Origin of the sequence: Nonomuraea sp. KM90, assembly GCF_052246675.1 — a bacterium.
In the GTDB taxonomy this organism is placed as follows: domain Bacteria; phylum Actinomycetota; class Actinomycetes; order Streptosporangiales; family Streptosporangiaceae; genus Nonomuraea.
In genome coordinates this window covers 397103-409720 of sequence record NZ_JBQQCB010000002.1, presented here as the reverse complement: position 1 = coordinate 409720, position 12618 = coordinate 397103, and the positions used below count along the sequence as shown (strand labels likewise).

Annotated in this window: 9 protein-coding genes and 1 pseudogene; 2 read left to right on the top strand and 8 right to left on the bottom strand. The window is 68.0% G+C overall.

Annotated features, from left to right (window positions below; translation table 11 throughout):
- Positions 1–1074 precede the first annotated feature (1074 nt).
- From ACTWPW_RS04470 to ACTWPW_RS04440, 7 genes and pseudogenes are all read right to left on the bottom strand, one after another.
- Positions 1075–2226 carry a hypothetical protein gene (locus ACTWPW_RS04470; RefSeq protein WP_443168024.1) on the bottom strand — a complete coding sequence of 384 codons (1152 nt, stop codon included), beginning with the start codon at positions 2224–2226 and terminating at the stop codon, positions 1075–1077.
- Between the two features lie 16 nt (positions 2227–2242).
- Positions 2243–4288 (bottom strand): methyltransferase, FxLD system, encoded by a 2046-nt coding sequence (fxlM, locus tag ACTWPW_RS04465; protein WP_443168023.1) that lies wholly within the window; start codon positions 4286–4288, stop codon positions 2243–2245.
- 41 nt (positions 4289–4329) lie between these two features.
- Positions 4330–5394 carry a lanthionine synthetase LanC family protein gene (locus ACTWPW_RS04460; protein WP_443168022.1) on the bottom strand — a complete coding sequence of 355 codons (1065 nt, stop codon included), beginning with the start codon at positions 5392–5394 and terminating at the stop codon, positions 4330–4332.
- On the bottom strand, positions 5391–6641 hold the full coding sequence (locus ACTWPW_RS04455) for a lantibiotic dehydratase family protein (protein ID WP_443168021.1): 1251 nt from the start codon (positions 6639–6641) through the stop codon (positions 5391–5393). Before ACTWPW_RS04455 ends, ACTWPW_RS04460 begins: the two co-directional genes overlap by 4 nt.
- Positions 6642–6747: 106 nt before the next feature.
- Positions 6748–7383 (bottom strand): annotated as a pseudogene (locus tag ACTWPW_RS04450) (lantibiotic dehydratase); the annotation flags it as partial.
- A gap of 124 nt (positions 7384–7507) precedes the next feature.
- Positions 7508–7696 (bottom strand): FxLD family lanthipeptide, encoded by a 189-nt coding sequence (locus tag ACTWPW_RS04445; protein ID WP_443168020.1) that lies wholly within the window; start codon positions 7694–7696, stop codon positions 7508–7510.
- A 725-nt stretch (positions 7697–8421) separates the two neighbouring features.
- Positions 8422–8826, bottom strand: coding sequence for a hypothetical protein (locus ACTWPW_RS04440; protein ID WP_443168019.1), 405 nt, complete (start codon positions 8824–8826; stop codon positions 8422–8424).
- Positions 8827–9023: 197 nt separating this feature from the next.
- On the opposite strand from ACTWPW_RS04440, the gene ACTWPW_RS04435 reads away from it, so the two are divergent.
- Together ACTWPW_RS04435 and ACTWPW_RS04430 are read left to right on the top strand one after the other, a co-directional pair.
- Positions 9024–10160, top strand: a complete 1137-nt coding sequence (locus ACTWPW_RS04435; protein WP_443168018.1) for a hypothetical protein — start codon at positions 9024–9026, stop codon at positions 10158–10160.
- 19 nt (positions 10161–10179) lie between these two features.
- Positions 10180–11112 carry an inositol monophosphatase family protein gene (locus ACTWPW_RS04430; RefSeq protein ID WP_443168017.1) on the top strand — a complete coding sequence of 311 codons (933 nt, stop codon included), beginning with the start codon at positions 10180–10182 and terminating at the stop codon, positions 11110–11112.
- Between the two features lie 284 nt (positions 11113–11396).
- Here the strand turns inward: ACTWPW_RS04430 and ACTWPW_RS04425 are convergent, their stop codons facing one another.
- Positions 11397–12515: an IS630 family transposase gene (locus ACTWPW_RS04425; RefSeq protein ID WP_443168016.1), complete on the bottom strand. Its 1119-nt coding sequence runs from the start codon at positions 12513–12515 to the stop codon at positions 11397–11399.
- Positions 12516–12618: the final 103 nt, after the last annotated feature.

The following is a 12618-nucleotide window of genomic DNA, read 5'->3' as shown; positions in this document are numbered from 1 at the left end:
GAAGATCGCATCGGTCTTGGCCGCGTCGTGGAAGAATTGCACGTACGAGGTGTCCTTCTGATTTGGGTTGCTGGAGCGTAGAGAACTCCCATCTTCCCAGGCCAAAGGGCACCTCGCCCTATTTCACAGTTCTTTTGTCAGATTCCCAGCGGTGGATCCAGGCTCAGGATGCCGCCCTCCATGGGGGGCGTGGTCATCCGGTGAACCACATGGAATGCCAACGTCATGAATCGTCAAGGCAAAATCAAACCCGCAGAGCGCCCGGAGAGCCGCAGTTACGCTACGCACCGTAACGATCAAGAGCATCCGGGAGCAGAGAATGCCCGACAAGGGTGAACGACCGCGTGGACGAGTGCGCACCAGGACTCTGCTGCTGGCGGGCGGAGCCGCCGCCGTAGCCGCTGCGATAGCGGTGGGCAGCGCTGGGACAGTCAGTCCCAACGGCCAGCAGGGCTCCCCACCTCAAGCCGTGGACACCCTGCGAGACGCCACCGGCCATGATGTCGCTACGTCTTCGCTGCCGTGGCACAAGTCGAGCCTCTCATCCGCCTCCCCGGCACCAGTGGCACTGGCCCTCCCCCACGAAAAGATCGCAGAACGAGACCACGGCAGGGGCGGTGCCAGGCACGTGGACGCGGCCAGAAACCGTGCACACAGGGATGAGCCGCACGGTCGCCACGAACTCCTACGTCCACGACCACCGGCCAATCCCACAGCAGGGCGCCACTCTCGCCGGTCGAATACTCGATCAAAGCGCGCACCAAACGATCCACGCCCGGCTTGGCCGGACATCACCGGACTCGGCGGAAGCCCGTCGCTTATCGACATGAAGTGCGACGAATTGTTCCCAGCCCACAAACGCGAGTTCCGGGTACGCAACATCGCCTGCCATCGGCTCTTTAGCTGACCCACCACAGCGCCAGAGCCGGTCAAAGAACGTCGGCATCTTCTCCGGCTGCCCCCAGATCGCTGGCCTGTTGGGTCGGCTCCCTGAAGCGGGCAAATAGCCATGCGACCCAGGTCCAGCGCGGCGTAGCTCCTGTCGGGGGCGAGCCGTAGTAGCCGCCGTCAGGGCTAGGAGGGAGGTCCATCGCGTGTTCCTGGGCCCCGTGAGGGGCCATGCTCGCTGAGCAGCGTCCGCAGCCGGTCTTCGGCGTGACCTACAGCCGCGGCCAGAGCGTGCTCGTAGACCTGAGGAAGATGCCCGACTCCGAGCCCGGCAGCGGTGATCACGGCGTCGAGGTTCTGCTGCTGCTGGTCCGTCATGTCAGAGCGCATCCCCTGATGGCCGAGGACGTCGCGGGCGGCGTAGGCGTCGGTGGAGGCCACCTCGACAAGCGCTACGCCCAGACGGGAGGCCGATGACGGAGATTGGCCGGCGGTCAGGTCGAGCGCGGCCAGACCGAGTCGGGCACGGAAAGCCGCCGTCATCGGTTCGTGTTGGGTGATCAAAGGCAGCACCTCCTGGACGACATGGTCCAATTCCTCAGGCGGGATGGTGGTGCCGGGCGGGCGGCAGGCGATGCGCAACAGCGCCGCGACAGTGTGCTCCCACGGTTCCGCAGGGACGGTGGCGTCGATCACGGCAGCAGCCTCGTCGGGGAATCCCTGTTCCATCATCGCCATGATCTTGAGTTGGCGTCCGTCCAGCAGCCGTTCGCCAATGCCGCGGTGGGCGGCCATGGCGTCGGCGGCCTCGCTCCAGCGGCCTTGCTGGGCCAGGGCTCGGGCCCCGTCGATGAGCAGGGCGATCCACAACTCCGTGCAGACCGCACGGTGATCGTCGCGGCTGTGGATCAGGGGCGACAGGTCGACGTCGTGGCCGTGGATCACGGTGGCCCGGCGCTGCTGGGCGGCGCGATAGAGCTGGTCGAGCACCTCGTAGGCGGCTTTGCCGTCGCCCTCGCGGATCAGCAACCGGGCAATGTTGATCAGCGGCATCAACGACATGACCGCGACCTCCTGCTCAAGACTCCCGCTCTCAGCGAAGACTTTGTGCTGTCTCCAGCACAGATCTGCGGCCAGGTCGGGCAGTCCGGCGTCGGAGGCGATGAGCGCGGAGATGTTGAGGACCCCGCAGGCGCGGGCCACCAGGTCGCGGTGGTCGGCGCCTGCGGGTTCGATGGTCAGCGCGGTGAGATCGGCGATGCGCGCTGTCAGAGGCTTGCCGGGCGGTTTGGTACGGCAGACCAGCGGGATGTGGGCGGCGATCGCCGGGTTGATCACGATGCTTGGGTCCCTTCTACGGCCAGTCGATGACGAGCCGGCTCGCAGGCTTGTCGATGATGAAGCGCGGGTCGGCCGCCTTGAGCTGGTCACGGCTGCCGCCGGTGGCCATGCGGAAGCCGGGGGCGGGAGCGTGGTTGCCGTAGTCGCGATCCCATTCCTCGATCGCCGCAGCGACCTGCTCGGCCAGGACGGCGGCGCGTGGGCCGTGGCCGATGACGCCGATGGCCCAGAAGCGCCCTTCGGTGTCTTCTCCTTCGCGGATGGTCAGGTAGGCCAGGGTGTCGCCGTCGAGCGCGGCCATCGAACCCCACGCGAAGTGCGGGGTGAACCCGGCCCGCTGGCCGGGCATCCGGGACAGCCCGTTCGGCAGGACGCATGCCAGCCACAGGTACACCCACTGCCACGGGTCGCCTTGCCGGAACTTCACCCCGGTATAGACGGGGCGGGCAGGGGTGTCCAGGATCGTCCGCATCGCCTCGCGGTCGACGAGTTGCTCGCTGAAGGTCTCCAGGTGGACATCGCCTTCCCCGGCGATCTGGACGCGCGTGTAGATGTCGTCGCAGATGCCCTTGCGCAGCGGCACGAAGGTCGCCATCTCGCAGGAGACCGTCTTCCAGGTGTCGCCGTCGCGTTCGAAGGCGAAGGATCGGGAGATGCTGCCGCGGATGCGCATCGGGATGACCAGGCGGCCGCTGGGGGCGAGCTGGTCGAGCACCGTGGTGGGGATGTCGCCGGCGCCCACGGTGAACTGGATGCGGTCGAAGGGGGCGTGCTCCGGCAGCCCGGCCGCGCCGTCGCCGAGCACGGCGGTCACGTTGCCGGCCCGGGCGGCTTGCAGGTGTGTGCGGGCAGTGTCGACGAGGTCGGTGTCGACGTCGATCGTCCACACCCGGCCGGTGGGGGCGACCAGGTGGCCGAGGAGGGCGGCGTTGTAGCCGGTGGCTGCCCCGGCCTCCAGGATGTTGTGGCCGGGGCGGGCGCCTACCTGCTCCAGTTGGGTGGCGACGATGGACGGCGCGGAGATGCAGGAGATCATCTCGCCGCCGGTGTCGTGCTTGATCGGCACGGCGTCGTCGACGTAGGCAGCCTCGACATCAGCGTCGGGGATGAACGTGTGGCGCTCGACCGTACGGAAGGCGTCGATGACCTCGGGGGTGCGCAGGTGGCCAGTGCCGATGTACTTGGCCACCATGGCCTCGCGCAGCTTGGTGGGGTCGACGGTGGTGCTGATGGCGGTCTCCATCCTGGTGAAGGTAGGGGGTACTGGTGAGGACCGGCTGGTAGACACGGCCGTCGGTTCGGTATCTCCGAAGGCGGCTTGCCAGCCGAGCCACGCCGCGGCGGCCTGCTCGGCCACGGGCGTGTTGTTCCGGTTGAACGCGAAGATCGCGTGGTGGGCGAAGATGGCGCGCAGACCGCGCTTCAGGTGCCCGCCTTTTGCGAGCTGGGCGAGGTGGCGGCCGGCGTCCTCGAACGCGGCGACGCGCGCGGCCCAGCCCGGTTCGGGGTGGGGCCGCTTGGCGGCGTCGGCGTTCATGAGGCGCCGCATCGTGGTGATCGCCGCCGCGCGGCGGGTCTCGGCGGGCGGGTCGATCGGCGGCCGGAGGTCGCCGATCTTCGCCCACACATCACCGACCTCGAACGGGTCGAGCCCGGCTGCCCGGTACATCGAGGACAGCAGCAGGATGCACCGTTCTTTGCTGTTGGGGCTGCCGGTCTCGGCCAGCGCGGCGGGGCTGTCGGCGCAGAACACCGCGTGGGCGATGGCCATGCCCTGCGGGCCGCCGAACGCCTCGGTCTCAGCCTCGTAGATGCCGCCGGCCCACCCGGCCGCGACCTCGTCGGCGACGAGCTGGTCGAGCAGGGCGTTCACGGGGCGGTCCGTGCGCAGCCTCAGCCCTGCCTCCTTGCGCAGGAAGTGGAAGCGCCGTCCGGTCAGCGCGGCCGACAGCGTGGCCGCCGCCTCGGGGCTCACCCCGGCATCGCCGGGGAAGCGGATCGTGGCCTGCCACCACTCCGGCTTGGCCGGTGGGGCGAGATTGTCCTCGTAGCTGTCCATGTCGTCGTTGTTGCTCCTGCTCGATATGGGTGCGGCGGGGGTCAGTGGATCAGCAGGGCGCTGGTCCAGCCGGTGGTGTTGGAGCCGTCCAATGCCAGTTGCGCCCCGGCGCGCCCTTCCAGAAACCCGGGCTTGGGCAGTTCGTTGATGCCTGCGGCCAGTCGCCTGCGGGCATGCTGGGTGCTCGTGGTGAAGCGGTCGGGGGTGGCGCTGTCGGCGGCGAGGGCGGTGGTGACGGTCAGGATTCCGGCCCAGCCGTGGCAGATTGAGGCATCGCTCACCCGTTCGAGACGGTCTGCGTCGGCGAGGGCCGCCAGGGCGATGGCCTCGGCCTTCTGCCTACGGGCAGGGTCGCCGTGCGCGAGCGCGGCCAGTTGCAGGGCGCGGGCGATCCCCAGGTCCCCGTAGCACCAGGACGGCCGCAGGGGCGGCACCCGCGAAGGCTCGTCGGCGGTGAGCTGGTCGACGGTGATCCAGTAGGAGCTGCCGAACTGCTCCAGCCAGGTCGCGAACGTGGTGATGGCGCTGCTCTGGCCGTCGACGCGGATGCCGCGGCGGGCGGCCAGGGACAGCAGCGCCAACGGCCCGGCGATGCCGTGCGCGATGCCGTTGTTGCCGTGGCCACCGGGGATGTTCACTTCATGTGTGGGGTTGTCCGGCGACCACCACCCGGGCAGCGTCCGGCCCTCGGTTTTGACCGGGCACGCCAACGACACCAGATGGCTCAGGATGTCTTCGAGCAGCGGTGAGGGGCTGGGGCGGGCCAACAGGAGTGCTCCCAGCCCGGTCAGTCCGCGGATGAGGTCGAATTCCGCGAGCGTCGGCAAGTGCCGGGCCAGCCGTCGCTGGCGGGCGGCGGCCAGGCGGGCGGCCACGACCCGGTCGACGCCTGCCTGCACCTCGCGATCGACGCGGCCGGCACGGCCGAGAACGAACTCCAGGGCCGGGGCTCCGTGATACAGGTTGGCGTTGGACCCGGTACTGACCCCGCCGGCGACCGCCTCCTGCAGCAGACGGCGCGCCGTGGCGAGGTCGGCGCGCTCGATGTGCAGCAGCGCCGCCCCGAGCGCGCCCTCGGCCAGGGCCTGCGTCGCGACGGCGCTCATCGCCTCGACTCCAGCGAGACGACCATGCTGTGCGCCCGCCCGCCGATCCACCCATCGGCATCCGGCGGCGGCGCCTCGAACAACACCGCGACCGGCGTTCCGCCCAGGTGCGCGCGCAGCAGGTCCACGTCCATCTCCCGTGTGAGGTCCAGCGGCAGATGCTGGTCATCGACGGCCAGCAGCACCCGCTCAGGCACGCCAGCCCTGCCGCGCCGGGCATGCAGCCGCTCGGCCCACTCCTGCAGGTGGGCCGTACGGCCGGGCAGCGTCCGGGCGTAGAGCTGCCAGCGGGCGGCGACCAGGACGGTGCGCCGGTAGTGCAGGGCGGGGGTGAACGGCAACGTCCACGCGGCACCCCAGTCGAACCACGTCACCTGCGCTGTCGCGGCGCGGCTGATCTCGGCCAGAAACCGGACCAGCGGCGGGGTGTAGTTGTTCCAGAGGAAGTTGATCGCCGTGGGCGCCAGCAGCTCAAGGCGTTCCCCGGTGGCGGCCACCGCCAGATACAGGTGGCCGTCACGGGCGCCGACGACCAGATCGCGCGGATGCAGCACGTCCTGTTGCCCGCTGTCTCGGTACTCGCCGACACTGACCAGCTTCGGCACGACATGTGGTGCCCGCGTGAGCAAGTCGGCCTCGGCCCGCGTGGGGTGAAACGACAACTGCGCCGGCACCGCACCGGGCGCGACGGTGGGCAGGGCGGCATACCCAGCGGCCAGGTCCGGCAGCAGATGCCAGAACCGTCCGGACATGGCGCCGGCCGCGCGGGAGACGGTATGGACCCGCACCCGGAAGTCGCCCGCGTCCAGAGCGGAAATCGAGCGAGCTTGAACCTGGGCGCACAGCTCGAAGTGGGGCGCGGGCGCGAGGTTGGTGAACGGCTCAGCCGCGGCGGCTTCCAGGTCCTCGACCATCGCCTCCGACAAGATCACCGCCCGATTGCCCTCGACGGCGGCCGTCCCGGCGAGGTCCAGCAGCAGCCGGTCACGGCGCGACATCGGTCGCGGCGGCTCCGAAAGCAGGCCGAACCCATCCGGCAACCCCAATCCGCTACCGGGGTCGGTGAGCTGCTCCACGGGCACCTCGCCCCCCTCGCCGAAGCGGTCGAGGAACCGCTCGGCGTAGCGCCGCCAGGCCGGCGTACCGGCGGGATGGGTCGCGAGCCGAGCCAGCACGGTCGCCGCGGTCTCCATCTCGACCGCGACCGTTTCGGGCAGCCGCACTTCGGCGTCCAACCGCACGTCCACCGCTGTGCGCTCGCAAGCGGCAAGGAGTGCGGGCGGCACGAACAGCGGCCGGGTCGGTGACGGTGGCGGCGGCACGCAGCCGGGAACGCAGCAGACGCGTACGCAGCAGCTCAGCGACCAGTTCGGCCCGGCGGCAGGGTTCGACGTGCGGGAACTCGGCGGCGAGCTTTCCCAGCAGGGCCGCATGCGGAATCGGAGAGCTGGCCGCCTGCAGCACCAGCTCCACCGCCGTCGTCGATGCCAGGGAGAACTCGTCAGCGCCCTCGGCTGGAACATGGACGCGGCCGTCGCGCACGCGGGCGAGGTTGTTGACGCACACCTCAACGTCGGCCATCCGTTCCCCTCCGGTCTCCCACGCGGTGATCGCCGCGTCCAAGGCAGCGGGGTCGGGCCGGGCGACGGCCTCGTGCGCATCCCCGACGCGCACCAGCGACCTGCCGCCGAACTCGACCAGGGCGACCCCGGCGAACAGGCCGAACGGTGTGGAGCGGTGCGCGTAACGCAAGGCGTATCGGGCGACGGCGAGCGCGGCGCGCCGGGCCCGGCGGGGATTGTTCACCTGCCCGTCCAGCACGGCCCGGACCTGGCGGGTCAGGTCCCGGCTGGCGTTAGTGACAGCCTCTCGGAAGGGCCCGTCCGCCCACACCGCGGACAGCCACGACCGCCATTGCTCGATCGAGCAGCCAGGTTTCGGCCAATCCGGAAGGGCAGGAGGAGCCAGATGCACCGTGGCGCGCAGCATCCCGGCGCCGGTGCGCCGATACCGTCTGATCCGCGTCCGCGTCATCGTGTTCACTCCGTTCCTGCTCACCGTCTGGGAAGGGCGGAAGGCCCGGATCCGGTCGAGAGGGACCCGGGCCGTGGGGTTATGACGTGGTGCAGGCGCTCGGGCACGAGCTCCCGCACGTGTCGCCGGTGCCACACCTCAGCGACGTGTTGGCCGCTGGGGTGTTCTCCGCGAGCTTGATGTCGAGGTTGAACGGGTCGAACGCTGCTTCTGCGCTGGCGACGGCGTTCACCTGTTCGATGCCCTGCTCGACGGTTGGAGTGCTCATTGGCTTCTGCTCCTGTCCTGTGTTGGGGTTCCTTCGGGAGGGAGGGCGGCCGGCTCCAGCGGGCAGCGCGAATGGGGGTTCGGGCCGAGCCACGCTGCTCCTCTTGATGGCCTGGCGCCTTGTCCGCGCCTTGAGGTATGCGGTGCCTCTGAGGGTCTCCTCAGCCGGGCCGGCCTTGCCCGACCTCGCGACGTAGGAGATCTCGAAGTCTGGGTAAAGAGCTCAAGTCCCTCCTCTCGGCGTTGGCTGGCGAGTTGCCCGACTGGCCTGACCAAGCTCTCTCAGCGCGAGCCTCGGACTCGGACTCCTCCTGGGCCTGAAGGGCCTCGGTGGCGTCCTCGGCCTCGGGCTCGACAGCAACCGTCTCGGGGGCGGTCTCGGCTGCCATCGTTACTCCCTCGTGTCGAAGCGGAACGTGTACGGAGCTCTGGCCGATCTGCACGGGCATGCGGAAGGACGGCCAGAGCCCCGGCCCCAGCCCCAGCCCCCGGGAAGAGTCGCTGGGGACCTACACCCCGGCTGGGGCGCGGACCTGTAGAGTCGCGTCGCACCGATGTCTCAGCCGGGGCTGTCTTCATGGGGGGTTCTCGGCTGGCAGGTCACCAGCTTGGAGGGGGCGTGACCTTCTCCACGGCGGGGTAGGCGCGGCCGAGAGCCCCGCTGTCTGAGTAGCTCCGGTGAACCACCCCGCCGAGTCCCCCTCCGAACCCGACCCGGGGGGGAGCTCATGCGACTCCGTCCAGAGCCTTGGCCACCGCCTCCTCCACGACACCCTCGGCCCAGATCCACGGGCCGAACCCCAGGCCGAACGGCGCAGGCTTCAACCCATCGAATCGGCCATCTACGGCGGCCTTCTGGAACTCGGTGTACGCCCGCTTGGTGGTGCGCACCAGGTGGGGCCTTGGACCTGCGGCCACATCGTGGATCTCGATGATGACGTTCTCACCGTCCAGCTGTGGGCGGAGCTTGTCGTTCCGAATGTCGTGCAGGAGATCAAGCCAGCATTTGGGACCCATCGTCGCAATGTCCTCAGGGTCGATCAGATCGCACATCTGGACCGTGGTCGACCGGGCCACTCGGCGAACGGCGAGGCGGTTGGGGCTTGTGGCTTCTACATCATGCTTGGTCATCGGGAGTCTCCGAAGCGGTTGCTGTGCCAGCGGCATGACAATTGACAGTAGCCACGGGTGTGGATCTCTTACACCTCGGAGTAAGTCCGCAATCACCCCGGTCTCTGGGCGGCCCTCACCTGCCCATTCTCGGAAGCCACATGCCATTACCCATGCCAATGGGTAATCTGATGGCGCTTCCGGGAGGGGGAAGTGAGATGTCGAAGCAGAGTCAGGACTCGAGTCCGCAGGCACGAGGGCGCCGATTGGCGCGAATCGGCAATGAATTGTGGCTAGAGACCGGATCGGTCAAAAAGGCAGCTACGGAACTGATGCGCCGCTATCCGGTCATTTGCAGCCTGCAGGCGCACCGGTATGCGTGTGGCCTTTCCCAGGATCAAGCCGCCGTCCGGTACAACCAGATGACCGGCCACCAGACCAGCCTGGGCGGTACGTCCATCAATGCGTGGGAGACCTGGGCCCGTGAACGCAGCAGGGCCGGATCGCCTCCCAGCTTCACCAGCCTGCTGATCCTCGCCGCCGCCTACGGAGGTGGCCCCACAGGTGTCGCCGAGGAGGATATCTCCCCCGGCGATCTGGTCGCCGAAGCGTACGAGCGCTTGGCTGTGGAAGACCAACTCGCGCTGAAGAGGTACGCCACCATCAACTCCACAAGCCCGCCGGACACGACGGCGCCGGCAGCAGAGGGGCAAGGAACCGCACCGGCCGCAAGACCGACATCGGCCGAATCCGACACCACGGGCCACGATTTCATCATCGCTGCTCCAACCGTCGAATATGGCAACCCGGACAGACTCGTCTACTCCTTGCCCAACCCCGCCCCTGGCCAACTCCTCAACCTCAGTTGGACGTCCTTCGGCTACGGCATCGAGCGCCTCATCCACCAGATCAAGAACCTTGGGCGCCGTACTGATGTAGACGCCTGTTTCGGGATCAACGAGGCCGGCCTCGTCATGGCCACCTTCCTCGCATCAGCCCAATTTGGACGCTGCCCCATCGGATACCTCAAATGCAACAAAAGCCGCGAGTTTCTCAGCCTTGACAAGGCGTCGATGTTCCCGGAGCTGCCAGATGCCCCGGAGATCGTTTTGTGCGATTTTGAGGTAAAGCATGCCGATGTGGTCGGATTCATCTCGCGAGAAATCCGTAACCACTATCCCGGCGCGCAGATCTACTTCGCGGTGTTCGGAGCGATGACCAAGGGGAAGCTCGACGTCAGCGATTTCGACGATCTGACCGGCGCGGGCATCATGCGAGCGGCAAACTTCAAGGCGGTGTTCGTCGCTGCGACGATGAGCCCTCCAGGAATAGAGCCACCACTGGAGCTGCGCTGAACAGTACGGAGGTCCCGACGTGACAACCTCTCCCACCCTCCCCAGCCTCGCCCAAAGCCTCGCCGAGTTGGTCGCTCAGGTGATCGGGGAGATTCGGCCACGCCTGATCCAGGCCGCGCTCTCAGGCGAACGATCAGAGGCCGCCAACCTGCGCCACTCCGACAACTTCCTGTCCGCCCATGACCTGTGGATGCATGAGCGCTACCAGGAGCTTCTGACTCCGATCATTCCCTCGTACGTCTACGCCTCCGAAGAGGCCGACCCGCACGTCATCGGAGCCGACCCCGAGCCGGACCTATGCGTCCTGGTCGATCCGCTCGACACCAGCGAGCTGGCCGTCCGCGCCCTCTACGGTTACACGCACGTCATGGTGTACTCCCGCAGCCTCGCCCGCCCCATCGCCGCGGTCGTGGGCGACATCTTCCACCACCTCCAGATCTACCTCGCCGCCCGCGACGAGGACGGTAAGGACCAGGCGTTCGTCTACACCCAGGACGGCAAGGCACACGAGCTGAAGCTCCACCGCTTCGCCGAGCTACGCGAGGCACTCGTCACGAACTACCTCATGAAACCCGCTGAACGACTGCAACCGCTCGGCCGGCAGACCCGCCTGATCGACGCACTGAATCAGCCCTCCGCTGACGGCACCGTTCGTGGCCGCATCGGAGTCGACTTCGGGTCTGTGAGCCTGTGCCACGTCGCGGCCGGCTTCACCGACGCGACAATCGAGTTCGCCAAAGGCTTCGCCGTCTGGGATCTGGCGCCAGGGCACTACATCCTCAACGCCGCGGGCGGCGTAGTCCTCGATCTCGACGGCGACCCCATCCCCTTGGACTACCAATTCGGCAGCATGACCGATATCAACAAGGCCATGGACAGACGACAGAAATTTGTGGCCGCTTCCAGCCTGGCCCTCGCTCAAGAAATCGTTAGCTCCATAGACGCCACCTAGCCTGGCGAAGTGCTCCCCCGCTGTCAGCCGGCCTGCACGAGCCCGACAGAGCAGTTGCGTTGCCACGAAGACCATCAAGACGTACGGCTGGCATCAGCGGGAAACTGTTGAGGCCAAACACCGGAGCGCGCGATCAAGACGCGCAACATGACGTCCATGGCAGGTACGTCGGGGACGGATAGCGACTCGCCAACCACGCGCCATCCCAGCGCACGGACATCCCGTGAGCACGTCACGGCCTGCATCTAGTGGGGTGACCACGAACGTTCACCGGATTGGTGTGATCATGCTGCTCGGGTAGCTGGTCGTCCCCAGCGGCGCTGTTTTTCGCTGCGGATGCGTGCGCGTTCGCGGCGTTGGGAGGCCAAGACGTCGGGGTGGCGGGCGTTGGCGTTGCGCCAGCGGAGGTAGGCCTGGAGTTTGCGGGTCTGCACCGTGTGGTTGGGATGGTCGGAGTTGCTCATCACGAAGGTGCGCAGCGGTCCGAACTGCGCTTCGATCGGGTTGGCCCAGGAGGCGCTGGTCGGGGTGAAGCACAGCTCGACCTTGTGCGCGGCGGCCCAGGCGCGGATGGCGGGGGTCTTGTTGGCCGACAGGTTGTCCAGAATGACGTAGATCGGTGCGCCGTCCGGGCGGGCGTGGCGGATGCTCTTGAGCGCGGCCAGGGTGTTGGCGCCGCTCTTGCGCTCACGGTTGACTCCCCACAACTGGTCATCGCCCAGGCTGTAGCAGCCGTGGAAGTAGCGCACCCCATGGGTGCGCGTGTAGGTGGCGGGCTGCCGCTCCGGCCAACCCTGCTCCGCCCAGCCGGAGCCGGGCTGAGGCCGGATCGACAGCGGTCCGAACTGGTCGAAGGCGAAGCACCGGTGCGGGAATTGGGAGGTGACCTCCTCAATGCGCTCCAGCTTGGCATCGCGGTCGGGGTCGGCGGACTCCTTCCAGGTCCGGGTGCGCTGGAAGGAGATCTTGTGCTCGCGTAAGTACTGCCGCAGCCGCTCCCGGCCGACCTGCACGTTCCGGATGGGGTTGTCGGCCAGGTAGTCGGCCAGTTTGCGGACGCTCCACCTGGTGAAGGGACGGCCCAGCTTCTCCGGGCGCGTCTTGGCCGTCGCGACGATGAAGTCCTCATCGCCCGAGGTAATGCGGCGGGGACGGCCTCCCGCCCAGTTAGGGTCCAGCGCGGACAGCCCCCGCTCGTTGAAGGCGTGGATGACATCCCGCACGGTGTCCTCATCGGCCGCGACCAGCTGCGCGATCGCCGGGACCGGAGTCCCGCTGGCCGAGGCCATGATGATCAACGCTCGCCGGACCCGGACCGACTCGTGCCTGCCACGCCGGACCAGCCGTTGCAGGGTCTGCCCTTCATGATCGGACAACCGCCGCGCCCGCACAGGCTCAGCCATACAAGTCCTCCCTCCCACCGCCATCGTGCATGCCGATACGACAGTGGAGGACAACCGGGCGAAACCTACGCAAGCCGTACGGCGTGTCCCCGACCCGGTGAAC